Below are 21,018 nucleotides of genomic sequence, written 5' to 3'. Positions count from 1 at the left end.
TCTATGTCGAACGGGAGGGGTCGGTTCCGGCGCTCAGCGACTCCAGCGCGTCGACCAGATCCGCCTCCACGCGGTCCTTGTCGACGCCGCACCGGTGCAGCGGCCCTGCGCCGTCCTCGAGTTCGAGCAGCGCCAGCAGCAGGTGTTCGGTGCCAATGTAGTTGTGGCCCAACCGAAGTGCTTCGCGGAAGGTCAGCTCAAGCGCCTTGCGCGCCGGGCCGCTGAACGGGATGAGCTCGGGGGGTTCGCCGGCCGCCGGGGGCAGGCTGACGGCGGCCCGGATCGTGTCGGCCTCCACCTGCTGCCGTTTCAGCAGCACCGTCGCCAGGGCGGCCGGGTCGGTGAGCAGACCGAGCAGCAGGTGGTCGGGGGTGATCTCGCCGTTGCCGGCTTCGTGCGCGGCGTTCTGGGCCGCCACCACCGCGCCGCGGGCCCGCGGCGTGAACCGCCCGAAGCCCTGCTCGGGGTCCAGGGTGGTGGGCTCGGCGCGCGGGACGAACCGCTTCTGGGCGGCCTGTTTGGTGACGCCCATGCTCTTGCCGATGTCGGTCCAGGAGGCTCCGGAGCGGCGGGCCTGATCGACGAAGTGCCCGATCAGGTGGTCGGCGACCTCGCCCAGGTGCTCGGCGGCCAGGACGGCGTCGGCGAGCTGGTCCAGCACGTCCGGGTGCACCCGTTTGATGGCGTTGATCAGTTCGTCGAGTCGGACGGGATAGGCGATCGGGGTCGGCTCGGACATGCCGTCAACAGTAGGTTGACGAAGGCGATGCTGTCAACCCTGGGTTGACGCAGGCAATTCGCGATTTAGGGTGCGGCCGTCGATTCGCTCTGGCACGATCAGGGCCGTGAAACCGCTGCTCTTGACGTTGACGAGCCTTGCCGCCTTGGTCGGCATGGCGGGGCCCGCGCGGGCGGACAGCACTGACGACGCGTTCCTCGTCTCGCTGCGCGCGGTCGGCATCACCTTCCCCGACCCGGGGCCGGCGATCGGGGCCGGAAGGTGGGTGTGCGACGCGATGGGCAAGGGGACGCAGATGGCGGACGTCATCAAGACGGTCCAGGCTCAGAACCCCGGGCTGCACGGGGACAACGCGGCCCGGTTCAGCGCGATCGCGGCCAACGTGTACTGCCCGCAAACGCTTGCGGCCAGCGGCGGCAAGGTCAGCGGCGGCTAGCGTCACTGGATTTTTACAAACACGCCGGCCAACGGCCGGTTAACGAAACCTGTCCTCAACATTTCGCGTTTACGCTGCTGCGGACAAACGGCCCAGGTTGGGGATGGATTTGGACTTCGTTCAGGCACGGTTGATCGAGCCGCTGAGCAATGCCCTGAGTTGTCACGTCCTGGTTTACCTGCTCATCGGTGTCGGCATTTACTTCACGGTGCGCACTCGATTCATTCAGATCCGGTACTTCGGGCGCATGGTTCGCCAGCTCCGCAGGTCCCACCGCCAAGACGGTGGGATCTCGTCTTTTCAGGCCTTCTGCGTCGGCCTCGCGTCCCGGGTGGGCACCGGAAACATCGCCGGCGTCGCGATCGCGCTCACCGTTGGCGGCCCGGGCGCGATCTTTTGGATGTGGGTGGTGGCCGGGGTCGGCATGGCGACCGCGCTGATCGAGGCCACCCTCGCCCAGGTCTTCAAGGTCCGCTCGGACGACGGCGCCTTCCGGGGCGGCCCCGCCTTCTACATCCAGCGCGGCCTGCATTCCCGGACGGGCGGCGTCTTCTTCGCCGTGCTGCTCGTGGTCACGTTCTCGACAGCGTTCAACATGGTGGAGACCAACGCGATCAGCGGGGTGCTGAAGTCGTCGCATGGCGTCGATATCGGTTGGACCACAATGGGGTTGGCCGTGCTGGCAGCGGCGGTCCTCTTCGGCGGGGTGCGCAGCGTCGCCAAGTTCGCGGAATGGGTCATCCCGGCTGCTGCGCTCACGTACGCGTTCCTGGCGTTGGCGATCGTGGCCGTCAACATCTCCGCGCTGCCGGCCGTCCTCGAGGAGATCGTCGGCGGCGCATTCGGAATCAGGCAGCTGGCGGGCGGTTTCGCCGGCGGCATCGCGACGGCCATGCTGACCGGGGTCAAGCGCGGCCTGTTCGCCTGCGAGGCGGGGATGGGCAGTTCGCCCAACATCGCGGGCGCCGCGACGGTGTCACATCCGGTGGAGCAGGGTCTGATTCAGTCGCTCGCCGTTTTCGTCGACACCATAGTGATCTGCACGGCGACGGCGTTCATCGTGCTCATGGCGGGTCCCGGCGTTTACGATCCGGCTCACACCGGCTCGGTCGCGGGTGCCAGCCTGACGCAGTCGGCGATCGCCGCCGGCCTCGGATCGTGGACCACCGTGGTGATGACCGCCGTGGTATGTGTGTTCGGATTCGCCTCGGTGCTCAGCAATTACGTGTGCGCCGAGGCCAACCTGTTCTTCCTGGGGGGCCGGCACCTGGCGACCAACGCGTTGAAAGTCGTGACGCTGGGGGCGATCGTGTTCGGAGCGATGGCTCAGCTCAAGCTGGTGTGGGCGTTCGCGGATCTGACGATGGCGCTGATGGCCATTGCCAACCTGGTCGCGATCTGCCTGCTGAGCAAGTGGGCGTTCGCGACGGTGCACGACTTTCACCGCCAGTCCATGCGCGGCGACCATCCCGTCTTCATCGCCAGCGAGGCCGGGCTGCCCGGCGTTCTGCCCGGCGACATCTGGGAAGCCCCCGAGCGCCGGCAGGTCGGTGCGCTGCCCGACTCGTTGCGGCTGAGCCGGCCGGCGGCGTAGCGTCGCCGCTTCGGCCCAATTGTCACGATCTGTACCGAGTTCCGCGCGCTCCGCGGTGCGCGGGGCATTGGCTCGATACAGTCAGCCCGTCTGACCTGCCATCTGGGCTGAATACGAAGGGTTTAGTGCTCCCGACGTCATCGTCGACGCCGACCAGTGCTCGACGACGGCCGAACCCCAGCGGCTTCAAAAACCCCTAGCGCGCCCGCAAACACCTAAGCCAAAGGATCGCCGTGAGCCGATTTACCGAGACGATGTACGAAAACGCGCGGTCAAGCCCCAAGGGGATGGTCACCGGCGAGCCGCATGCGCCCGCCCGGCATACCTGGGCAGAAGTGCACGCGCGGGCTCGCCGGGTGGCGGGTGGGCTGGCGGCGGCGGGCATCGGGCCCGGCGACGCCGTCGCCGTGCTGGCGGGCGCACCGGTCGAGATCGCGCCCACCGCGCAAGGCATCTGGATGCGCGGCGCCAGTGTGACCATGTTGCATCAGCCCACCCCGCGCACCGACCTGGCACGTTGGGCCGAGGAGACAACCGGCGTCATCGACATGATGTCGGCGAAAGCCGTTGTCATCTCGGAGCCGTTCATGGCCGCCGCGCCGGTGCTGTCGGGCCTCGGTGTGACGGTGCTCACCGTCGAGACGCTGCTTGCGAGCGCCCCCATCGGGCCCGTCGACACCTGCGACGGCGATGTGGCGCTGATGCAGCTGACATCGGGCTCGACGGGATCGCCCAAGGCGGTTCAGATCACGCACGCCAATATCGTCGCCAATGCGGAAGCCATGATGGTCGGGTGCAACTTCGACCTCGATAACGACGTGATCGTGAGCTGGCTGCCGTGCTTCCACGACATGGGCATGACCGGCTATCTGACGGTGCCGATGTACGTCGGCGCCGAGCTGGTAAAGGTCACGCCGATGGACTTCCTGCGCGATACGTTGTTGTGGGCCAAGCTGATTGACAAATACAAGGGCACCATGACCGCCGCGCCCAACTTCGCGTACAACCTGTTGGCCAAGCGGTTACGCCGACAGGCGACGCCCGGGGACTTCGACCTGTCCTCGCTGCGGTGGGCGCTCTCGGGCGCCGAACAGGTAGATCCGCTCGACGTCGAGGACCTCTGCGTGGCCGGGGCGCCGTTCGGGTTGAAGCCCGAGGCGATCATCCCCGCCTACGGCATGGCCGAGACGACGGTTGCGGTGTCGTTCTCCGCGTGCGGCGGGGGCATGCTCGTCGACGAGGTGGACGCCGACCTGCTGGCCATCCTGCACCGCGCCGTCCCTGCGAGCAGGGGACATACCCGCCGGCTCGTCTCACTGGGCCGGCCGCTGGAGGGGCTGGAGCTGCGGATCCTCGACGAGGAAGGGAGCGTGCTGCCGCCGCGCGGCGTCGGCGTCATCGAGGTGCGCGGCGAGCCTGTGACCGATGGCTACACCACGGTGGCCGGGTTCATCGCCGCGCAGGATGAGCGGGGCTGGTATGACACCGGCGACCTGGGCTATCTCACCGAGGACGGCAATGTCGTGGTGTGCGGGCGGCTCAAGGACGTGATCATCATGGCTGGCCGCAACATCTACCCGACCGACATCGAGCGCGCCGCCTGCCGGGTGGCCGGGGTGCGGCCGGGCTGTTCGGTCGCGGTGCGCCTCGACGCCGGGCAATCGCGGGAGACGTTCGCGGTGGCGGTGGAATCCAAGGAGTGCGACGACCAGGCGCAAGTGCGCCGCATCGAGCGCCAGGTGGCGCACGAGGTGTTCGCCGAGGTCGATGTCCGCCCCCGAAACGTGGTGGTGCTGCAGCCCGGGATGATCCCGAAAACCCCGTCGGGCAAGCTGCGGCGCGCCCATGCGCTGGGCCTCGTCAGCTGAATCGGCGCATCCCGTCGCAGGGCGCGTATTTCGGCACCCACGACAGCTTTCGCAACGACGAGGCCCGCCTTCAGCGGATCGACACCAGCTGGCCGATCGAGTCCCTGGGCAGGTCGCCGTCAACGACCGCGGTCACCACCAATTTGTCCAGTGTGATCGCGCCGTTGTGGTTGTCGAGGAAGGCGATGTCGGCGGCATCGCGTCCAGTGGCGATGCGCACGAGGCTTTGCCTCGGCGCCAAGAGAGTGCCGTCAACCACTCGCCAGTGGCCCTCGACGAACGCCTCGGCTACCGCATGAAAGTCCATCGGGTACAAGCCGGGCGCATACACCGAAACAACGCGGGCCGGCACCTTGACAGCCCGTAACAGCGCCACCACGAGATGCGCGAAGTCTCGACATACGCCGGCACCCGAGAGCAACGTATCCACCGCGCCGTCGATGGCGTCACTCGAGCCTGGTACATAGTTCAGCCGGCTGCCGACCCAAAGGGAAACCTTCTCCAACAGGGTCGTCGAATCGATATAACTGCCGAATTCGGTTGCGGCGAAACCGAAAAACTTGTCGCACTCGGCGTAGCGGCTCGGACGCAGGTACATCGATAGGTCATACTCGGTCACCGGTGCCGGGTCGGTTTGCCCAACGATCGTGGCCGCGTAGTCGACCTTGAGTTTACCCACAGGGACGTCCAGCTTGTGGATGCGGTTACCATGCACACCGCTGATCTCCAACGGCCGCAGAAGATTTCCATCCAAGACAAATGACATCGACTCGGACACCTCGGTGTTGGGATGCGGTGCAACGGCGATCTGGAACTCCAAGGTCGTCGGCGCGGTGATCTCGACCTCGAGTTCAGCGGCGACCTCTCGTCTCATCTGTCCCTCCTGTCGCCTGACAGTCAACCCTCGGTCGCGGCCAAGCGCGGCGCCGCGCCTTTTACGACGGTGGCGTAGCCGAGGAATCGCTCTTGGGGCGGTCGGAGAAGGTGGGAAGTTGCACCGGTTCCGAGTCGCGAGGGGTGTCGGACACGACCTCGGGCTCGTAGCGGTGTGAAAACAAATCGGACGAATTCATGTATGCGTGGTCCTCAAATTGGTTCGGGCGATCGATTCGTGAGCTGCATCTACACACAAAAATGTGGACGGTGGCAGCGCGAAAACGAACGGCTTACCAATCAATCTACACGTGAGCCGCTGGTAAGACGTCTCGCGAAACCACGGGCGGCGTTGATCAACTCCAGAAACTGCGCCTCTTGATCCTCTTCCGGTCGCCCTCCACGTCGGTCCACTCACCGCAGGCGTAGCTGTATGCGTCCTTGGCGCCGACCCGGAAGACGTCGAGCGTGCCGTTGCTGTGCTCGACGTACACGTCACCGAACCGCATGTACTTGTCGCTCCCCCCGCCGGGCAGCGCCACGGTGACCGTCATGCCCGAAAGCTCCGGACACGCCGGTGAAATGCCGGTCGGTAAGCCGCGACCGGCGCTGCTTGGCCGCCGTCGCTGATCCCGAGCATGTCGCCGACCGTGGAAGCGTTGTCCGGCGCCGCCGCTGTCATCATCGCCTTGTGTGCGACGTCTGGATCAGTGCTCGGGGGCACCACCATCAGGAGGATCCTCTCGCGGCCGAGCCCGACCACTTCGAGGGTGTTGGCCGGTTGGTAACCGAAGCCGTCGAGTCGGACGGATCGTCCACCGGTCGTGAGCCGTGTCGGCGCCTTCGCCCATGCGGAGAGGTCGTACATGACCCGCGCAACGGAGCCCAGTCGCACCGACAGCACCGCCAACAGATCAGGCAGTTCGTTTTGCAGATCATCGGTGTGCGGCCACCATGCCCCGTCGACGTGCCCGGTCGGCCGCGCCTTCGGCTTCATACGCAGCCGCGGCGTGTTCTCCGGTCCTGCGCGGTGGCCGCCGGAAACCGCGCGGCCTTCGTGTCGTGTCATAGCGACGATCCCGTCTTGGCCGCGAACCGGCCAACTTAGCCGAATCGGCGACGGCGCGATCTCAGATGGTCGCGCGCGACATACCACCGACCCGATGCACCTCGCATCCCGAAGGGGTGCAAAGCCTCGTCAAAGGTGTTGTATATCAACGGTTCCGGATGCAAGGCGGGTTGACAGTCGACCATGCGCGCTTGCCTTGGCCCGCTTGACTGCCCGCTTCTTCGGAAATGCCGGCATTACTAACCCTTTGATGACTGGGTCCGGATGGCCCCAGTGTGTTGATCGTACGCCTCCGAGGTGCTGGGGAACGCCGGGAAAACTGCCCGCAGCCCGAGCAAGACGGCGTTCGCGACGGGCGGGGCGCCGCCAGGCGGGCGGGCGGCAATAGGCTAAGAGGCCATGCGCGTCGATCCTGGACCGCTGACGTGGTCCGCCCTGGCCCAGACCTGGCATGTGGACCTTGCCTCGGCGGCGGTGATCGTGCTGGTGGGCGCCGCGTACGCCTGGTGTTACCGGCGCGGGCGATCGGTCCGACCGGCGCAGGCCGGTTGCTTCGCGGCCGGCGCGGCGCTGTGGGCGCTGGCGACGATGAGCGCGATCGGCGCGTACGCCTACGCCCTGTTCTGGATGCGGGCGCTGCAAGTGCTGCTGTTGCTGTACGTCGTGCCCTTCTTCATCGCGCAGGCCAAGCCGGTCACCGTGCTGCGTGACGCGCTCGCTGCGGCCGGGCGCGACCGCATCGACGGGCTACTGGCGACGCGGCTCGCGCGGGTGCTCGCGCACCCGCTGACCACATCGCTGGCGATGCTGGGCACACCCTGGCTGCTCTACCTGACGCCCTGGTACACCGCGTCCCTGCAGAACGAGTGGGTCGGCGCACCCACGCGAATCCTGTTGGTGGCGATCGGTTTTGGCTATTTCTACGCCCGACTGCAAGCGGATCCCGTTCCCCGCAGGTATTCGCAGGCCATCTCGTTGCTGATCACGGTCGTCGAAGCCCTGGGTGACGGGGTGCTGGGGTTGGTCATCTGGCAGGGCTCGTTGATCGGCGCGGCGTACTACGCGGAATTGCACCGATCGTGGGGGCCCGATCAGCGGCTCGACCAGACGATCGGCGCCGGTGTTCTGTGGATTCTCGGGGACCTGGTCGGGTGGCCGTTCGTGCTGCTGCTGATGCGCGCGCTGTCCCGGGACGAGAAGACGCACGCGGCCGCCGTCGACGCCGAGTTGGACGCGACCGAAACCGAGAGCGCCGCGCCGTCGGGATTGTGGTGGGAAAACGATCCCCAACTGCGCGAGCGATTCCGGCACCGCTAGGTCGGCCGGGGATGCGGGAAGGGCGCGGGTCTGGCACGATGGCGGCGTCATGAGACTGCTGTGGGGGATGGCAACCGTGGTCGCCGTGCTCGGCCTGGCCGCGCCGGCGTACGCCGACCCCGACGCCGCCACCGATCCCGCCACCGACGCCGACTTCCTGTCCGCGCTCAAGTTCGCCGGCATCACCTACCAGGACCCGAACGCCGCGATTTCGGCCGCCAAGACGCTGTGCCAGCTGGAGGACACCGGGTCGACCGAGGACGAGATCATCGGAAACCTTCAGCAGCGCAACGGGTTTACCGGCAACGGCGCGGCCAAATTCACGGTGATCGCGCTCGGCGCCTACTGCCCCAAGTACATCACCGGCGAGGGCCGGGGCCCCAAGCCCGAGGGCGCGGTCGGCGACTAACCCCGGCTAAACCGCCCGGAGTCTCGCACCGATTGCCGGGTTCTTGGACGTTCCACTGCGCGAACCCGCTTGGCATCGGCTATGTTGCGCGAAAGATCGGCAGCACCGTAAGGAGCCAATGGGAATGAAGGTATCGGTGGTGGCGGCCGGCCTGGCCGCGAGCGCGTTGGTGGTTGGCGCCGCGGCGACAGGATGTGGCGGCAACAAGTCGTCCGGCCCGTCGTCATCCGCGTCGTCCACCATGTCGTCCGCGACGTCGACCTCGACCGCGGCGACATCGAGCAGCCCGACCGTCCAGCCCTCCGACTACAGCAACATGCTGATCAAGCCGACCGACATCGTCGTGCCGGGCGACACCTTCACCCTGTCTCAGACCTTGCCCGTTCCCAACCCGGGGGGAACCGAGGGCGTGTTCATGAACCAGGCCGGCACCCGCAAGGTCGACGACACGATCTACATCTATCCCGATGCCGCCGCCGCGTCGCAGGCGCTCGACCAGAGCGGTAAGGGCATCCAGGAGCTGAGCGTGAAGGCGGCGCCGGCGCCGGCCGACGTGGGAACGGGCGGCCAGATCGCCGTGGGGCCGTCGCCGGACGGCGCCAAGTCGAAGGCGATCGTGATGTTCACCGAGGGCAAAGTCTTTGCGGTCCTCGAGTTCGAGAGCGGGCCCAACGATCCGCTGCAATCGGACTTCGTTCTCGATCTCGCCAAGAAGCAGGATGCCGCGATCAAGAGCGGAATGCCCGACTGCTGCGCCGCCCGGCCGTCGTGAGGACCGGTTTGCGCGCCGGGACCGCGCTGGGCGCGGCCGGGTTGCTGGGTTGGGGCGCCGCGCGGGCGATGGCCGCGCGGATAGCGCGCAACCCGGATCCGTACCCGCGCGAACGGCTTCTCGCCGAGCAGGATGGCGAGCCCGTCCGGATCGCCCGACCCGACGGGACGGTGCTGCACGCGCTCGTCGCGGGGCAGGGGCCGCCGGTGATCCTCGTCCACGGCTACACCGCGCGGGTCCTCGAATGGAATTTCGTGTGGGATGAGCTGCAGGCCAGAGGATTTCGCGTCATCGCGTTCGACCAACGCGGCCACGGGCGCTCCACGCTCGGCTCCGACGGCATCGGGTCGGAGCCCATGGCGGCCGACCTCGCCGCGGTCCTGCAGCACTTCGACGTTCGCGACGGCGTGCTCGTCGGGCACTCGATGGGCGGATTCGTCACCATCCGCGCCGTGCTCGACCACGCCGACGTGGCGCCGCGGCTGCGCGGGCTGGTGCTGTTCGCCACCTGGGCGGGCCGCATCCTGGACGGGGCGCCGCAGAAGCGGCTGCAGATCCCGCTGCTGCAATACGGCATCCTGCAACGGCTGATGCGCAACGAGACCATTGGGACGCTGTTCGGTGCCGCGCAGTGCGGCGCGCGCCCGTCACCGGCGATGATCTCGGTGTTCATCGACTTCTTCAACCAACACCTGGACGAACACGGGCCGCTGCTGCCGATCGTGCGGGCCTTCTCACAGGAGGATCGCTACCCACGGCTGGGCGAGATCGCAGTACCGACCGCCGTGATGGTCGGCTCCGCGGATCGCACGACGCCGACGAGTCATTCGCGCCGGCTCGCCGAGGGCATTCCCGGCGCGCGGCTCGTCACCGTGCCCGGCGCGGGACACCTGCTGAACTGGGAAGCGCCCGACGAACTGATCAAGGTCGTCGAATCGTTTCCGGCGCAACGCGTTTAGGCGGCCCGCGCGGTCCAGCTGAAGCTGTGCATCTCGGGGATCTGCGGCATCAGCGCCGCGGCCACGCTGCGACCGATCCGATCGGCTTCCGCCAGTGGGGTTTTCGGGTCCAGGAAGCCTTCCACCTCGACCCGCAGGGTGCGCCCGGTCCAGCGGGCCCGGGCGTGGGCGTGCATGACGCCCGGAACCGCGGCGGCTGCGGTCTCGGCCGTCGTGATGATTTCCGGGTCGACGCCGTCGAGCAGCCGGTGCGCGATGTCGGCGGTCACCTCCCAGCCGACGTGGCAGATGAACGCCGTGACGACGATCCCGGCGACCGCGTCCGCCCAGCCCCAGCCCAGCGCCACTCCGATCAGCCCCAGCATCGCGCCCGCCGAGGACAACGCGTCGAGCCAGGAATGCTTGGCGTCGGCCACCATGGTCGCCGAGCGGATCCGCCGGCCCACCACCAGCTTGTAGCGGGCCACCAGCTGATTGCCCGCGATGCCCACCGCCGCGGCGGCGATGCCCCAGCCCAGGTGTCCGGTCCCGCCGTGGCGGAGCAGCTTCGTGACGCTTTCGAACCCGGCGACCGCGGCGCTGCCCCAAATCACCAGGGCCACACCGATTCCGGCGAGGTCCTCGGCGCGCTCATAGCCGTAGGGATAGCGCTCGGTGGGCAGCTTGCGGGACGCCCGGAAACCGACGAACACCAGCGCGCTGGTCGAAACATCCGACAGGTTGTGCAGCGCGTCGCCGAGCAACGCCACCGACCCGGACACCAGCGCGATGGCCAGTTCGACAAGGCCGGTCAGCGCCAATCCGACCGCGCTGACGGCGACGGCGCGGTTGGCCTGGCGGCGCTCGCCCGCGTCGTCGGCCAGGATCTCCAGAGGGAAGCTCGCCGCCGGGTCGCGGACTCCGTTGATCACGTGCATACCGCCAAGGCTACGAGCTTGCCGCCTACGGCGTGGGTTAGGTTCCGTCCGTGAAGGTCGTGGTGGTGGGCTACGGAAGCCGGGGCGATGTCGAGCCCTGCGTGGCGGCGGCGCGCGAAATGCTGCGCCGGGGCCACGACGTTCGCATGGCGGTGCCGCCCGACAAGGTCGGCTTCGTCGCGTCGGCGGGGCTGACCGCGGTCGCCTACGGACCGGATACGCGGGAGCGGATGGACTCGGCCGCGAATTTCGTGCGCCGCGTCGACAACCCGTTCGCCGCGTTGCCCGAGGTCATGGACCAACTCACCCGGGTCTGGGCGGACAAGACCGCCACGCTGACGTCGCTCGCGAAGGACGCCGACCTGCTGGTGGCCGGCTTCAACGAGCAGGAGCTGGCCGCCACCGTCGCGGAGCATCGCGGCATTCCGCTGGCCGCGCTGCATCTCTTCCCGACGCGGGTGTTCTCCACCGGGGTGCTGTATTCGAACATGGTCAAGGACATCGCGGCGGCCCAGCGCCGGGAGGTCGGGTTGCCGGAAGGGACCGCACCGACGTCGCTGGAGATCCAGGCCTACGACGAGCTCTGCTTGCCCGGTCCGGCCGCCGACTGGGTCGAGCCGGACGGCCGGCGGCCCTTCGTCGGCGCGCTGACGCTCGAGTTGCCGGCTCCGGCCGACGACGAGGCGTTGGAGTGGATCGCCGCCGGGACGCCGCCGATCTGCTTCGGCCTGGGCAGCACGCCGGTCTCGGCCCCGGCGGAGCTGGTCGCCATGATCGATACGGCCTGCGCGCGGCTGGGGGAGCGGGCGCTGATTTGCAGTGGTCCCAACGACTTTGCCGATTTGCCGCGCTCCGATCACGTCAAGATCGTGGACGCGGTGAACCATGCCGTCGTGCTGCCGGCGTGCCGCGCCGTCGTGCACCATGGCGGCGCCGGTGTGACGGCCGCGGGGCTGCGGGCCGGCATCCCGGCGGTGGTCCTGTGGCTCTGGCTCGATCAGCCGCTGTGGGCGGCCGGCATCGAACGGCTGAAAGTCGGTGTCGCGCGTCAGCTTTCGATGACGAACCGGGAAACGCTGGTTGCCGACCTGCGGTCTATTCTCGCCCCGGACTACGCCCTGCGCGCCCGGGACGTCGCCGCCCGGATGGCCACGTCGGCCGAAAGCGTCGCCCGCGCCGCCGGTCTGCTGGAAGACGCCGCCTCGAGTTGCGGGTAGCACCCGCCGCCTGACCCGCCACCACAGCCGTCGACTCCGTAAGCTTCGGCTCGTGGCATATGACGTTCACATTCGAACCGCCGACGGCGGTGTCCAATACCCCAACGCATTCGGTTACGACATCAAAGACGGAATCCTGATGGTCGAGGTCGGCGACGACGCCGACCACGCCGACAAGATCTATTTCGCCCCGGGCTACTGGCAGCAGTACGTGGTCGACCCGTACGGCGACGACCCCCTCGACCTTGAACTCGACGTGTTCGACGACGAAGACGACGAGGACTACGAAGACGACGACGATCTCGGCGAAGAAGACCACGAAGACGAGGGCGACGAATAGGCGTCGTTTTCATCTGAGTGGCCCCGCCTCGTGACGTCGGTCACGATTGCCGCGGATTCGGGCAGCCTTGCCGTCGCTCCGGTGTTGCACGGGGCGGTTGTCTCATCAGACGGCGACCCGAATCGGAGCGAGGCGGACATGCGGCACATTACGAGCGCGATCAATGGACACCACGGCAACCGCGACCTGGAGGCCGCCGCGTTCTGGGTCTTCGGCGGCGTCATCCTCCTGATCGCCTTCGGCGACGCCGTTGCCGTCCTGGTTGCCGCGGTCGCGATGCTGACCGCGGTCGCGTGGATCTACCGGAAAATCGAGCGCCGCTTCGAGCGGCACGACGCGCCCGCGACTCCAGTGACTCAGCTTCGTTTGGAGTGGTTCGGCCAATACGACGCGAACGAGGCTCCGACGCAAGCGCTGCCGCATCACCCCCACGCCGCGTAGATAATCGCCCGAAAAGCCGACTATTCAGCTGGGCATAATCTGCTTTTTGCCGGCTGTCTCTATTCTTCTACGGCCCCCTCAACGCCGAGGAGAAAGAGAGCGCAGCAAATGTCCGCACCTCGCTGGCTGGCGATGCTGGCCATTCCAGTCATGACCGGCGCCGCCTTGATTTCCGGCGCTGCGATCGCGAACGCCGATCCCGCCGACGACGCGTACCTCGCCCAACTGCGCGGGGCCGGCTTCAGCTGGCCGCCCGACCACGCCGAGGCCCTCACCGCGATGGGGCGGCTCATCTGCGACGATCTCGGGTGGGGCTGGACCTACGACCAGATCGCGCAAAACATTCACTCCACCTTGGACCCGAGGAACGTCACGCTCGGGGAGATCGGCTCAATGGTGAGAATCGCGCACGCAACCTATTGCCCGCTGCAGCAGTGCTGGGCCGCTCATTGCTGATACCCCGTCCCTTTTCCGGCGTGGAATAAGGGTATAGAAGGGGTATACGCACTTCGCTCTAGTTCCGCAGTTGTCGCGGACTGAGAGGAGAAGCCAATGGCCCCAAACGGTCGCCGCTGCTTCGTGGGGTTGTGCGCCGCGCCGCTTGTCATTGCCATGCCGCTTGCGCCGCCCGCGTCCGGCGATGCCGCGTCCTGGAACGGCACGTACGCGATCACGTTCATGGTCGGTCCGAAGGCCGGCACCAGCATGGCCGTCGGGGACCCCGAGGTGCAGCACACCGACACCTACGGGTTCCGCTCGAGCTGCACCGGCGGAAAGTGCGTCGCCACGATCGTCAGCGGCCCGCCGCCGAGCAACCCGACGGTTCCGCAACCGGTCCAATTCACCTGGGACGGGTCGTCCTGGACGCAAGTCAGCGATTTCCAGTGGGACTGCATGATGCCCGACACCAGCATTCAATGGAATCCGGCCCACTCCACCGTGCGCTACACGCCCCAATCCGACGGGTCGCTTTCCGGCGTCATGCACACCGAGATCCTCAGCGGCGCGTGCCAGGGCACCATCGACATGGACATGAAGGCCGAACGGGTGTGAATTGCCTAAGCTATTGCGCTGCAATTCAATTCGTTTAGTCCTTTGCGTCCGGCATGCTCGGCGATACTATGCGACCATGCGTTTCACCTATTTCGCTGCGGCGGCCGGCACGGCTATTGCGCTGCTCGGGGCGTCGCCCGCCCACGCCGACATCAGCGGATTCAATCGTTGCGTCGCGGGCATCAAGCAACTCCCGCTGAGTGAACCGGACCCACAAAACTTCCAGCGCGCCGGAGTTATTGAGCAGGACCTCAAATCTGGCGTTTCCCCCGACGCGGAAGCCCAGAAGGTTGCGCAGATGGGATTCGACCAGCAGACCGCCGCCACGATTGTGCAGTGCGTAATCGAGGAGAATCCGTAGTCGCGACGCGCTGAGAGCCAATCAGTCTGTCTTGTGCCAGGTTTGGCAGCTCCTCGTCAGGAATGCCTTGTCGGTCGGCGCGATCATCACCACCTGAGGACCGGTGCCGATGTCGCTATCGATGATGTGGGTTGCATTGAGACTGCTCAGCCGCGCCCAATAGCAGTCGGATCCTCCCTCGGGGCTGGGACCGCCGGAGCGATAGGTGCCCGCCACGATGTCGATGCCGACCCGATAGGTGCCGTCGGTTTCGATGACGGTCCTGGGGGCGAACGGTGGCGGTGGAGCGGTCACGGTGACGGTTTTCGTGATTTCGACCGCGGACGTCACCGTCGTTGCCGTCTTGCCCGACCCGCCGCAACCCGCGAGAACTATCGCCGCGCCCGCGATCGCGATGTGCTTGCCGTGCATTGAAGGAGGGTAAGCATCGGATGCTCGGACCTCCAGTGCAGGCGCTGGTGGTGGTGTCAAGCTAAACGCGTGTCGAGGGCTGATCTACCCGCCGCCCGAAGTTTTGCCACCGCGGCCACCTTCGCCGCCGTAGCTGTCGGGGCGGCCGCTCCCGCGTCCGCTGCCCCCGTGATGAGCGGCCACTACATCAAGACCACCACCGATCCCGCGGGCGGCCGCGCTTTTACCGAAAATTGGTACTTCACTCCGTGCGGTGACGGATGCGCCGACATGTCGAGCCCGGCGTCCGGCATCAACGGCCGGGCGATGTTAGTGGATGGTCAATGGGCACTCGACAGCACCCAGGACATTGTGTGTAGGGGCGGTGTTACCGAAGGCAACGCGGCGAACGTGCACTACACGTGGGATCCGAACACGCTTGTGGGCACGGTCCAAGTCATTCAAACGCAGCCTGTCTGTGAGCACGCGGCCCAGTCATATAACTTGAGCTTCCGGCTCACCAAGGCACCCTGAGGTACTCCCGGGCGGCTAGTCCCGATCCGGAGGCGAGCGACGAATACCGCAACGGCGTCCTAACTGTGGTGTCGCGCATGGCCCACCCCTGTACTGTCCGCAAGATGAGCGAGCGGATACACGACGTATCAAAGGATGATACGCTGCGTATCAGGGAGAGGAGCGGAGAATGACAACCGCCGAACGTACTGAAAGTACCGTCGAAGATATCGCCCAGCAGGCGAGGACTCGCCAGGCCCAGGAACGCCTGTACCGTTTTGAAGAAATGCGCAATGCCGCTCAGCTCAAGCAAGCAGGCATGACGCAGCGAGAAATTGCCGACATTCTTGGCACGACGCAGCCGCGTGTGGGACGCCTGCTACACGGGGCGCGTTCGCTCGGCGCTGCGGAAACCCCTGAGGAAATCATTCTGCGTGCCACGCTCAAGCAGATATCTCGCGAAGAGTTAGTCGAACAGCTTCGCAAGATCGACTACACCTTCACCGAGTTCGCACCGTACCCTCACGAGGGTTCTGTGCCCGGAACGTGGACTCAGGTCAGAACTGCTCATCGACTCGGACTACTCAGCGACGAGGAATACGAGAATGTCAGCGCCGCTGTCAAACCGCCGCCTTCGGAATAAGGTCCACTCCCAGCTCACGGCCCTCCATATCGGAGGGTCGCTTGCTGCTGCGCCTAGCGCTGTGCGGGACTATTTGGACGACGATCGACTCGTCGACCAAGTCGCGTACGACTATCGAGCGCTAAGCCCCGATGCGCTCATCGGCGGTCGCGCGGCGATAATCACGGCAGGTGTGCCGGGAGCGGGAAAGTCCTTTGCGCTAGGCGCCATTGCCGCTGGCTACCGACGTATCGACCCCGACAAGATCAAAGACATTCTTCTGGCGCAGCTGGAAACGAGAGGCCTCCTCGATATACGTCATCAACACGTTCTGGCAGACGGCAATTCGGTGAGTCCCGCCGAGCTGTCAGGTTGGGTACACAGAGCGTCCACTGACGCCGCTGACATTGTTCGCGACATGTCAATGCGAATCGGCGAAAACTTCGTGATGGAGGGAACTCTGTCCTGGGACCCGCTCACCGCTAGCCATGTCGATGAACTGGCCGTCAATGATTACGAACAACTCACCATCCTGGACGTCGAGGTTTCCCGCAGCGTCGCCGTCGAGCAATCCAAAGACCGTTGGTGGGCCGCGCGGCAGACGAAACGCACCGAATTCGGCATTGAACTAGGAGGTCGCTTTCTCTCGGAATCTGCGGTCGACGGTTTCTACAGAGGTGCGCACACGGCCTCCACATGCGCGGCAAATGCTCGAAAGCTCTACGACAACGCAAACGATGCTGGAATCGAGGCAAACGTTTTGATCGTCAGTCGAGCCGCGAACGGAACAGAGTATCGGGCTGGTATCACAGCCGGTGGCAACGTAGAGCCCTGGACTGGCGCTCCGCTCGGAGCCATATGCATTGTCTGCGGGTCAATCCTCAAGAACCACAAAGCGATTCTGGCCGGCGCCGGACCATCGTGTGCACACAAATTGACCTGATCTAGACCCCATCGCGGCGATGTTGAGTGCCCGTGCTGCGTCCTCCGGATCGCAGTCCCTTATTGGCACGTAGTTGGCACGTGACTCGTATGTAGCTCCACTAGATACCAGGTTTGAAATGCAAAAACTCTGGTGCGCGATACTGGGATTGAACTTGTATCAGTGATGCTCTCCGAGTAACGTCCTGAACTGCATAAATATGCTGTTTAACAGCCCATACATTAAACAGTATCATCGGACAGCAAGCGCCACAAGAGGGCACACCAAGACACACATATTGCATGTATATTGCATGGGTGAGACGCAGGCGCGGGTTTGGCCGGATTCGTCAGTGCCAGCCATCGGGCAGGTATCAGGCCTCCTACATCGGGCCAGACGATCAACTCCACAAGGCCCCCGAAACGTTCGATGCCCGCGAGGATGCCGAAGCATGGCTTGCCGACCGGCGCAGGGAGATCGACAGAGACTTGTGGTCTCCCCCCGCCACCAAGGAGCAGAAGGCGGCGAAGCGCAAGGCGGAGATCAAGTTCCGTCAGTACGCGGAAAAGTGGTTGGAAACGCGAACCGTCAAGGGGCGCCCGCTTAAGCCCAGGACCAGGGCGCACTATGAAGCGATCCTTGCCGACCATATCTATCCGACTTTCGGTAACAAAGCCCTTCGTGGGATTGGCATGGGCTCCGTGGACAGGTGGTATGCCAAGACGCTTGTCGACCATCCGACGATGCGGGCGCACTGCTACAGCCTGCTAAAGACGATCATGGAAACCGCCAGGACAAGAGACCGAATCATCGACAGCAACCCGTGCGTCATCAGGGGAGCGGGGAGCGCGACAAGAACTATCAAGCCGAAGCCGGCGACTCTGGACCAGATCGAGACGATGGCCCAGGAAATGCCCGAGAACTTGCAACTGATGGTGCTACTCGCCTCCTGGCTCGCATTGAGATTCGGTGAGCTGGTCGAGCTTCAGCGCCGCGATTGTGACCTGGAAGACGGAGTGGTCCATGTGCGGCGCGCGGCGGTACGCGTCGATAAAGGTTGGAAGGTGGGCGATCCGAAGAGCGAGGCAGGCAAGCGGGACGTGGCAATTCCGCCGCATATCATCCCCGCCATCACAGACCACCTTGCCAAGCACGTTGCGCCAGAACAGAATGCGTTGCTGTTCCCGGCGAAGAAGGGCGGCCACCTACAACCCTCCACCCTGTATCGGCACTTCTACAAGGCTCGGGCGAAGGCCAAGTGGCCGGGCCGCTGGCACGACCTGAGGCACAGCGGATCTGTGATGGCCGCACAGACGGGGGCGACCCTGGCCGAGCTGATGGCGCGGTTGGGCCACTCCACCCCCCAGGCAGCGATGCGGTATCAACACGCCGCCCAGGGCCGGGACAAGGCGATTGCGGAAGCGTTATCAAAGCTTGCCGCTACCAGGTCCCGACCGGCCGCGCCAGCTTCAGCAGAGACTCCCGCTCCACCCTGATTAGACGCGGGCCTACCCTGTATGCCCGGACCCTTCCCTGGCTGATGTAGCGGCGGATGGTCCTCGGGTTGACCCCAAGCCACTCGGCGCTCTGTTGAATGGTTGGGTGTCTGGGCAGTTGTGGCGCGTCGCGTGTCGTCATGAACCTTATTGTCCGGAGATTTGCCGCTTCTATTTCACAGACTGGGGGTTGGGCATGACCGACGAAGAGTGGGTGCAGCAAGCCTTATCCGAGCTGCCGCCGTTTTCGGAGTGGTCGCCAAGCAAGATAGCGCGACTCAGCGCGATCTTTCGTGAAGATCCGAGCGACATGGATGGGGAGGTGGTTGGTCGTGGAGGAGAGTAAGGACGGCACTGTAAAGAAGGCCAAGATCACCCGCGAGCAGTGGCTTCTCGTCAGGAAGCTTTGGCTAAATGCGTGCGCAATCGACGCCGCCATGAACGCCGCCGTGATACGCGAATCTAAGCCTGAATCTGGCGCATAGAGCTGGTTCATTGCCCGTGGACGAGTGCCTTTACGTAATCGCTACTCCAACCGCTAAGCCGCTGACGAGAACTAAGCGGCAAAACCCCGGATACTTGTTTGTGGACGATGGCTGCCCATGGCCATCAACGAGCAAGCGAGGGCGCATGAGTAGGCGTTTGACCACGGTACAGGCTGCGGAATTCCTAAACCTCCCGCAAGCAACACTCAGATGGTGGCGCCACCAGGGCATTGGCCCAAAGAGCTACACATTGGGCAGCGCGCGGGTCTTCTACGACCTTGAAGACCTCGAGTGGTGGGCCGATGATCAAAAAGCCAGTAGCTCCGTGGGCGGATGAAACATCAAACCCAATTCGATAACCCTCCTGTATACTCATATTAGGACATAGATATTAATAGCTCTATTCCTATTCTTCGAGTTCGCTATCTGCGAATTTTGCCTTAGTGGAGCGGTAATGGAAGCCATCTTTGTAACCCTGCCGGCATGGCTTGATGCCCGCCTGCGTCAGCGCGCAACGGGCGAAGCAATGACGCGTCAGGGAGTTGTCCGCGCACTTTTGGTAAAAGAACTTGGAACCGTCGAAAATGACCCGTTGATGGAATACAGCTGATGTACGGCACTGTAATCGTCAAGGATTCTGCGCGGCTTTGAGTCGCGCCGAGTGAGCTTGCGGAGTGTCGATGAAACCCAACAGTTGGGCGAGGCATTTTCAACACGGCTGGGCACTACGGGCCGTCGATGACCGCTGGAACGCGCCTCTATGGCAGAGGGTGGCATTCCTGGCCTACGCACGACACGAAGCTAACGGGCATGCGCAGTTTGAGCCGGGAGAGATCGGCAAGGTCCTAGGCCGATCAGATCCGAGCAACATCAGCAACGCGATCAAAGAGGCCGTACGGCTGGACTGGTTGAGCATGGAGTCGTGTGCTCAATGTTTGGTGGTTCCTCCCCACCTGATATGCGGCGGCTTAGGTAACGCGGAAAGTCATTGCGAATTCCACGAACAGAAACGTAAGAACCGCAAGGATAACGCGCAGCGGAACGCGACTCGACGCAGAAAATCAGCGGCACTTACCAGTACAATTGACAGTAGTCAATTCATGGAGGTTGATTGTGCTGACCTGCGCAACTAAGCAATACCTACAAGATCAGGCCGGCGTCGAACTCACCGATCATCAAGCGCTATTGGTCATTCGGTTAATCCTTGCTCACCTAGACGACGATCCGCATTCTCGGGAATGTCATCGTGCTCAGATCGCTAGGGAGTGGCGGGGTCGCCATTTGCAAGTTGTCGATATGGTGGCTAGCGAGATAGCGGACGTTACGGTGGTGGAACGCGAAGAGCTGCGCGACCACTTGTTTATGATCCTTGAATTTGCATTGTGACCAATCCTCTCCTCCCTGCCGCGCGAAGCGCTTCTCTTCGGTAAATGCCGATAGAAGCCTTCAGATCAAATCTAAGCCATGAATATAGTTTGTCCGGTGGAACCATACTGACCAAACCGGGAAACTGGCTCAGCATTGAGAATGGACACCATTATGGGTATGTCAGCGATTGATTACCCCACCCGACCAATCGCAAGCCAACTTCGGAAGCGCATACCCTCAATGACCTTACTTGATCAAGTGCGAGTTAAGTCTATCCAAGAGATTCTATAAGGGCCAAAATGGAAACCGCAGGTCAGCGCGTTGCGATTTGGTCCAGTCAGACCAAACCGTTTGGTCCAGTCAGACCAAATTGCAATTAGCCCAGATGCCCCGGCTCATCCGGGAGCACCGTATCGGGTCCAACCGGGTACGTCTCGTTGTCCGCGTAGTAGTCCGGAATGTACCCACCCGGGTAGTAGGTGCAGTGCGAGCTGTAGCTACCGCTGTAGCAACTGCTACTTGGATTCTCGTAGTGGGCCGGAACCCCGATGATCCGCGTCCGCATCCACGAACCGTCAGGCCGAATCGGCCCGTCGCATATTTGTCTTGTCTGCGTTCCCAGGAATCCCCACGGCTGGCTCTGGCAGTTGGGTGAATTCGGGATGGCGGAGGCCGGGCTGGCAAAGCCACCGACGTTGACGATCATCAGCGCGCCAGCTGCCGTCGTCGCTAAAGGCAAACGGATGCTCATGGCGTTAAGTCTGCTCCGTCATCGCTGCTGCGGCAACGGCTTCGGCCGAATATTCACTGGAAGATGCGAGGGATGTTGCGAATGTGGCGAATGTTGCAGTGCCCAA

The 21,018-nt window shown here is 64.5% G+C and carries 29 protein-coding genes; 21 read left to right on the top strand and 8 right to left on the bottom strand.

Going from position 1 to position 21,018, the window contains the following annotated elements; all coding sequences use genetic code 11:
- Position 1 precedes the first annotated feature (1 nt).
- Positions 2–739 (bottom strand): Clp protease N-terminal domain-containing protein, encoded by a 738-nt coding sequence (locus AC5Y5E_RS07765; RefSeq protein WP_499902397.1) that lies wholly within the window; start codon positions 737–739, stop codon positions 2–4.
- Positions 740–845: 106 nt separating this feature from the next.
- On the opposite strand from AC5Y5E_RS07765, the gene AC5Y5E_RS07760 reads away from it, so the two are divergent.
- From AC5Y5E_RS07760 to AC5Y5E_RS07750, 3 genes are all read left to right on the top strand, one after another.
- On the top strand, positions 846–1,175 hold the full coding sequence (locus AC5Y5E_RS07760; RefSeq protein ID WP_499902396.1) for a DUF732 domain-containing protein: 330 nt from the start codon (positions 846–848) through the stop codon (positions 1,173–1,175).
- A gap of 103 nt (positions 1,176–1,278) precedes the next feature.
- A complete protein-coding gene (locus AC5Y5E_RS07755) occupies positions 1,279–2,769 on the top strand; it encodes an alanine/glycine:cation symporter family protein (protein ID WP_499902395.1) in 1,491 nt (496 codons plus the stop codon).
- A 233-nt stretch (positions 2,770–3,002) separates the two neighbouring features.
- Complete coding sequence (locus tag AC5Y5E_RS07750) at positions 3,003–4,637, top strand: fatty acyl-AMP ligase (RefSeq protein ID WP_499902394.1); 1,635 nt, start codon at positions 3,003–3,005, stop codon at positions 4,635–4,637.
- A gap of 70 nt (positions 4,638–4,707) precedes the next feature.
- Here AC5Y5E_RS07750 and AC5Y5E_RS07745 read toward each other — a convergent pair whose 3' ends face one another.
- From AC5Y5E_RS07745 to AC5Y5E_RS07735, 3 genes are all read right to left on the bottom strand, one after another.
- A complete protein-coding gene (locus AC5Y5E_RS07745) occupies positions 4,708–5,511 on the bottom strand; it encodes a transglutaminase-like domain-containing protein (RefSeq protein ID WP_499902393.1) in 804 nt (267 codons plus the stop codon).
- 355 nt (positions 5,512–5,866) lie between these two features.
- The gene (locus tag AC5Y5E_RS07740) at positions 5,867–6,064 is read right to left on the bottom strand and encodes a hypothetical protein (RefSeq protein ID WP_499902392.1); all 198 of its coding nucleotides are present in this window, start codon (positions 6,062–6,064) and stop codon (positions 5,867–5,869) included.
- The gene (locus AC5Y5E_RS07735; protein ID WP_499902391.1) at positions 6,061–6,579 is read right to left on the bottom strand and encodes a DUF5994 family protein; all 519 of its coding nucleotides are present in this window, start codon (positions 6,577–6,579) and stop codon (positions 6,061–6,063) included. The genes AC5Y5E_RS07740 and AC5Y5E_RS07735 overlap by 4 nt, the downstream gene beginning before the upstream one ends.
- 399 nt (positions 6,580–6,978) lie before the next feature.
- Between AC5Y5E_RS07735 and AC5Y5E_RS07730 the strand changes: the two genes are divergently transcribed.
- The 4 genes from AC5Y5E_RS07730 (at position 6,979) to AC5Y5E_RS07715 (ending at position 10,036) form a co-directional block, all read left to right on the top strand.
- Complete coding sequence (locus tag AC5Y5E_RS07730; protein WP_499902390.1) at positions 6,979–7,896, top strand: cytochrome c oxidase assembly protein; 918 nt, start codon at positions 6,979–6,981, stop codon at positions 7,894–7,896.
- A gap of 49 nt (positions 7,897–7,945) precedes the next feature.
- On the top strand, positions 7,946–8,305 hold the full coding sequence (locus AC5Y5E_RS07725; protein WP_499902389.1) for a DUF732 domain-containing protein: 360 nt from the start codon (positions 7,946–7,948) through the stop codon (positions 8,303–8,305).
- 124 nt (positions 8,306–8,429) lie between these two features.
- On the top strand, positions 8,430–9,077 hold the full coding sequence (locus AC5Y5E_RS07720; protein WP_499902388.1) for a hypothetical protein: 648 nt from the start codon (positions 8,430–8,432) through the stop codon (positions 9,075–9,077).
- Between the two features lie 8 nt (positions 9,078–9,085).
- A complete protein-coding gene (locus AC5Y5E_RS07715; protein WP_499902387.1) occupies positions 9,086–10,036 on the top strand; it encodes an alpha/beta fold hydrolase in 951 nt (316 codons plus the stop codon).
- Here the strand turns inward: AC5Y5E_RS07715 and AC5Y5E_RS07710 are convergent.
- Positions 10,033–10,953: a cation diffusion facilitator family transporter gene (locus AC5Y5E_RS07710; protein ID WP_499902386.1), complete on the bottom strand. Its 921-nt coding sequence runs from the start codon at positions 10,951–10,953 to the stop codon at positions 10,033–10,035. The two genes, AC5Y5E_RS07715 and AC5Y5E_RS07710, sit on opposite strands and share 4 nt — an antisense overlap.
- Before the next feature lie 50 nt (positions 10,954–11,003).
- On the opposite strand from AC5Y5E_RS07710, the gene AC5Y5E_RS07705 reads away from it, so the two are divergent.
- The 6 genes from AC5Y5E_RS07705 (at position 11,004) to AC5Y5E_RS07680 (ending at position 14,365) form a co-directional block, all read left to right on the top strand.
- Entirely contained in the window at positions 11,004–12,170 is a 1,167-nt protein-coding gene (locus AC5Y5E_RS07705; RefSeq protein ID WP_499902385.1) for a glycosyltransferase, read from the top strand.
- 52 nt (positions 12,171–12,222) lie between these two features.
- On the top strand, positions 12,223–12,510 hold the full coding sequence (locus AC5Y5E_RS07700) for a hypothetical protein (RefSeq protein ID WP_499902384.1): 288 nt from the start codon (positions 12,223–12,225) through the stop codon (positions 12,508–12,510).
- 138 nt (positions 12,511–12,648) lie between these two features.
- Positions 12,649–12,951, top strand: coding sequence for a hypothetical protein (locus AC5Y5E_RS07695; protein WP_499902383.1), 303 nt, complete (start codon positions 12,649–12,651; stop codon positions 12,949–12,951).
- Between the two features lie 108 nt (positions 12,952–13,059).
- The gene (locus AC5Y5E_RS07690) at positions 13,060–13,407 is read left to right on the top strand and encodes a DUF732 domain-containing protein (protein WP_499902382.1); all 348 of its coding nucleotides are present in this window, start codon (positions 13,060–13,062) and stop codon (positions 13,405–13,407) included.
- A gap of 96 nt (positions 13,408–13,503) precedes the next feature.
- Positions 13,504–14,004: an Rv2253 family sensor-like surface protein gene (locus AC5Y5E_RS07685; RefSeq protein WP_499902381.1), complete on the top strand. Its 501-nt coding sequence runs from the start codon at positions 13,504–13,506 to the stop codon at positions 14,002–14,004.
- Between the two features lie 76 nt (positions 14,005–14,080).
- Positions 14,081–14,365 (top strand): hypothetical protein, encoded by a 285-nt coding sequence (locus AC5Y5E_RS07680; RefSeq protein WP_499902380.1) that lies wholly within the window; start codon positions 14,081–14,083, stop codon positions 14,363–14,365.
- 21 nt (positions 14,366–14,386) lie between these two features.
- Here the strand turns inward: AC5Y5E_RS07680 and AC5Y5E_RS07675 are convergent, their stop codons facing one another.
- Positions 14,387–14,776: an Rv1352/Rv1906c domain-containing protein gene (locus AC5Y5E_RS07675; RefSeq protein ID WP_499902379.1), complete on the bottom strand. Its 390-nt coding sequence runs from the start codon at positions 14,774–14,776 to the stop codon at positions 14,387–14,389.
- A 171-nt stretch (positions 14,777–14,947) separates the two neighbouring features.
- Here AC5Y5E_RS07675 and AC5Y5E_RS07670 point away from each other — a divergent pair, with 171 nt between their 5' ends.
- From AC5Y5E_RS07670 to AC5Y5E_RS07655, 4 genes are all read left to right on the top strand, one after another.
- Positions 14,948–15,289, top strand: a complete 342-nt coding sequence (locus AC5Y5E_RS07670) for a hypothetical protein (protein WP_499902378.1) — start codon at positions 14,948–14,950, stop codon at positions 15,287–15,289.
- A gap of 169 nt (positions 15,290–15,458) precedes the next feature.
- Positions 15,459–15,911, top strand: coding sequence for a hypothetical protein (locus AC5Y5E_RS07665; protein ID WP_499902377.1), 453 nt, complete (start codon positions 15,459–15,461; stop codon positions 15,909–15,911).
- 61 nt (positions 15,912–15,972) lie between these two features.
- Positions 15,973–16,833, top strand: a complete 861-nt coding sequence (locus AC5Y5E_RS07660; RefSeq protein WP_499902376.1) for a zeta toxin family protein — start codon at positions 15,973–15,975, stop codon at positions 16,831–16,833.
- A gap of 296 nt (positions 16,834–17,129) precedes the next feature.
- Positions 17,130–18,308, top strand: a complete 1,179-nt coding sequence (locus tag AC5Y5E_RS07655) for a tyrosine-type recombinase/integrase (RefSeq protein ID WP_499902375.1) — start codon at positions 17,130–17,132, stop codon at positions 18,306–18,308.
- Here AC5Y5E_RS07655 and AC5Y5E_RS07650 read toward each other — a convergent pair.
- Positions 18,253–18,450: a helix-turn-helix domain-containing protein gene (locus AC5Y5E_RS07650; protein WP_499902374.1), complete on the bottom strand. Its 198-nt coding sequence runs from the start codon at positions 18,448–18,450 to the stop codon at positions 18,253–18,255. The two genes, AC5Y5E_RS07655 and AC5Y5E_RS07650, sit on opposite strands and share 56 nt — an antisense overlap.
- Positions 18,451–18,504: 54 nt before the next feature.
- Here AC5Y5E_RS07650 and AC5Y5E_RS07645 point away from each other — a divergent pair, with 54 nt between their 5' ends.
- From AC5Y5E_RS07645 to AC5Y5E_RS07630, 4 genes are all read left to right on the top strand, one after another.
- The gene (locus tag AC5Y5E_RS07645; protein ID WP_499902373.1) at positions 18,505–18,654 is read left to right on the top strand and encodes a hypothetical protein; all 150 of its coding nucleotides are present in this window, start codon (positions 18,505–18,507) and stop codon (positions 18,652–18,654) included.
- Positions 18,655–18,938: 284 nt separating this feature from the next.
- Positions 18,939–19,130 (top strand): helix-turn-helix transcriptional regulator, encoded by a 192-nt coding sequence (locus tag AC5Y5E_RS07640; protein WP_499902372.1) that lies wholly within the window; start codon positions 18,939–18,941, stop codon positions 19,128–19,130.
- 117 nt (positions 19,131–19,247) lie between these two features.
- Positions 19,248–19,403 (top strand): hypothetical protein, encoded by a 156-nt coding sequence (locus AC5Y5E_RS07635; RefSeq protein WP_499902371.1) that lies wholly within the window; start codon positions 19,248–19,250, stop codon positions 19,401–19,403.
- Positions 19,404–19,906: 503 nt separating this feature from the next.
- Positions 19,907–20,179, top strand: a complete 273-nt coding sequence (locus AC5Y5E_RS07630) for a hypothetical protein (protein WP_499902370.1) — start codon at positions 19,907–19,909, stop codon at positions 20,177–20,179.
- Between the two features lie 358 nt (positions 20,180–20,537).
- Here the strand turns inward: AC5Y5E_RS07630 and AC5Y5E_RS07625 are convergent, their stop codons facing one another.
- A complete protein-coding gene (locus AC5Y5E_RS07625; RefSeq protein ID WP_499902369.1) occupies positions 20,538–20,912 on the bottom strand; it encodes a CDGP domain-containing protein in 375 nt (124 codons plus the stop codon).
- Positions 20,913–21,018: the final 106 nt, after the last annotated feature.

This window comes from Mycobacterium sp. NGS54 (assembly GCF_059812465.1).
The sequence above is the reverse complement of the archived record's forward strand: the minus strand, read 5'-3'. Positions and strand labels throughout refer to the sequence as shown.

Excerpts from the sequence above, each read along its gene's own strand:
- AC5Y5E_RS07765 (WP_499902397.1), bottom strand. The coding sequence starts at position 739 with ATGTCCGAGCCGACCCCGATCGCCTATCCCGTCCGACTCGACGAACTG.
- AC5Y5E_RS07755 (WP_499902395.1), top strand. The coding sequence starts at position 1,279 with ATGGATTTGGACTTCGTTCAGGCACGGTTGATCGAGCCGCTGAGCAAT.
- AC5Y5E_RS07745 (WP_499902393.1), bottom strand. The coding sequence starts at position 5,511 with ATGAGACGAGAGGTCGCCGCTGAACTCGAGGTCGAGATCACCGCGCCG.
- AC5Y5E_RS07740 (WP_499902392.1), bottom strand. The coding sequence starts at position 6,064 with ATGACGGTCACCGTGGCGCTGCCCGGCGGGGGGAGCGACAAGTACATG.
- AC5Y5E_RS07735 (WP_499902391.1), bottom strand. The coding sequence starts at position 6,579 with ATGACACGACACGAAGGCCGCGCGGTTTCCGGCGGCCACCGCGCAGGA.
- AC5Y5E_RS07730 (WP_499902390.1), top strand. The coding sequence starts at position 6,979 with ATGCGCGTCGATCCTGGACCGCTGACGTGGTCCGCCCTGGCCCAGACC.
- AC5Y5E_RS07725 (WP_499902389.1), top strand. The coding sequence starts at position 7,946 with ATGAGACTGCTGTGGGGGATGGCAACCGTGGTCGCCGTGCTCGGCCTG.
- AC5Y5E_RS07720 (WP_499902388.1), top strand. The coding sequence starts at position 8,430 with ATGAAGGTATCGGTGGTGGCGGCCGGCCTGGCCGCGAGCGCGTTGGTG.
- AC5Y5E_RS07710 (WP_499902386.1), bottom strand. The coding sequence starts at position 10,953 with ATGCACGTGATCAACGGAGTCCGCGACCCGGCGGCGAGCTTCCCTCTG.
- AC5Y5E_RS07695 (WP_499902383.1), top strand. The coding sequence starts at position 12,649 with ATGCGGCACATTACGAGCGCGATCAATGGACACCACGGCAACCGCGAC.
- AC5Y5E_RS07690 (WP_499902382.1), top strand. The coding sequence starts at position 13,060 with ATGTCCGCACCTCGCTGGCTGGCGATGCTGGCCATTCCAGTCATGACC.
- AC5Y5E_RS07685 (WP_499902381.1), top strand. The coding sequence starts at position 13,504 with ATGGCCCCAAACGGTCGCCGCTGCTTCGTGGGGTTGTGCGCCGCGCCG.
- AC5Y5E_RS07680 (WP_499902380.1), top strand. The coding sequence starts at position 14,081 with ATGCGTTTCACCTATTTCGCTGCGGCGGCCGGCACGGCTATTGCGCTG.
- AC5Y5E_RS07675 (WP_499902379.1), bottom strand. The coding sequence starts at position 14,776 with ATGCACGGCAAGCACATCGCGATCGCGGGCGCGGCGATAGTTCTCGCG.
- AC5Y5E_RS07670 (WP_499902378.1), top strand. The coding sequence starts at position 14,948 with ATGAGCGGCCACTACATCAAGACCACCACCGATCCCGCGGGCGGCCGC.
- AC5Y5E_RS07665 (WP_499902377.1), top strand. The coding sequence starts at position 15,459 with ATGACAACCGCCGAACGTACTGAAAGTACCGTCGAAGATATCGCCCAG.
- AC5Y5E_RS07650 (WP_499902374.1), bottom strand. The coding sequence starts at position 18,450 with ATGACGACACGCGACGCGCCACAACTGCCCAGACACCCAACCATTCAA.
- AC5Y5E_RS07645 (WP_499902373.1), top strand. The coding sequence starts at position 18,505 with ATGACCGACGAAGAGTGGGTGCAGCAAGCCTTATCCGAGCTGCCGCCG.
- AC5Y5E_RS07640 (WP_499902372.1), top strand. The coding sequence starts at position 18,939 with ATGAGTAGGCGTTTGACCACGGTACAGGCTGCGGAATTCCTAAACCTC.
- AC5Y5E_RS07635 (WP_499902371.1), top strand. The coding sequence starts at position 19,248 with ATGGAAGCCATCTTTGTAACCCTGCCGGCATGGCTTGATGCCCGCCTG.
- AC5Y5E_RS07625 (WP_499902369.1), bottom strand. The coding sequence starts at position 20,912 with ATGAGCATCCGTTTGCCTTTAGCGACGACGGCAGCTGGCGCGCTGATG.